This window comes from Pseudomonas sp. K8 (genome assembly GCF_014889455.1).
Lineage (GTDB): Bacteria > Pseudomonadota > Gammaproteobacteria > Pseudomonadales > Pseudomonadaceae > Aquipseudomonas > Aquipseudomonas veronii.
Genome location: NZ_VJWO01000127.1, coordinates 1 through 898 on the forward strand (window position 1 = coordinate 1; position 898 = coordinate 898).

Annotated in this window: 1 protein-coding gene; it reads left to right on the forward strand. The window is 41.0% G+C overall.

Annotation, left to right across the window (positions count from 1 at the left end; all coding sequences use genetic code 11):
* On the forward strand, positions 1-898 hold an 898-nt coding region (locus INT12_RS30520; protein ID WP_193059184.1), incomplete at both ends, for an O-antigen translocase.

Below are 898 nucleotides of genomic sequence, written 5' to 3' on the forward strand. Positions count from 1 at the left end.
AGTCTTGGTAGTGTATTCCTCTGGTTTGCTGGCGGAGTATTATTTTTTTCTTTAAATACGTTGCTGTTGGCTATTTTAAATGGAAGAAAAGAAATACTGCTGTACGTGACGGCTAATATATTTGGCAGTTTCCTGTCGCTAGCTGTGACTTATTTTCTTGCAACAAAATATGGCTTGTTGGGTGCGCTTATTGCGCTGGTAATTTATCAGTCAGTCAGTTTTATAATTACTGTTTCCTTATGCCTAAGGACCGCTTGGTTTAATTTTGGCTCCCTATTCGGTTACCCCGATAGGGGGGTTCTTAGTAACTTGTGCGGTTACTTTTTAATGGCTGTAGTTTCAGCGGTTTGCGTGCCCCTGGGGCAAGTTCTGGTTAGGAATCACCTGGGTAATACATTAGGCTGGGAGGTGGCGGGATATTGGGAGGCAATGTGGAGATTAAGTGCAGCCTATTTACTACTAGTTACTACAACATTGAGTGTTTATTATCTTCCTCGTTTGGCGGAACTAAAAACTGGAGATGAAATCCGTAAAGAGGTTCTGAGCGGATATCGATTGATACTTCCCGTTGCCATTGTGGCAGGGTTATTTATGTACCTGCTCAGAGATGTTATCGTCTCAGTTCTGTTTACCTCAGAATTTTACCCTGTTCGCGAGCTCTTCTTAGGCCAAGTGATAGGTGATAGCCTAAAGATATGTAGCTGGATTATGGCATATGTCATGCTTAGCAAAGCGATGGTGAAGCTTTTTATTTTTACTGAAATACTATTCTGTTTGTCTTTCTATCTTTTGTCGGTTGTGTTTACAGGTATGTGGGGTATTAAAGCTGTAACCTGGGCTTATGCAGCTAATTATGCGCTTTATGGTTTTGTTATGTATATTTATGTGTATCGAAGGC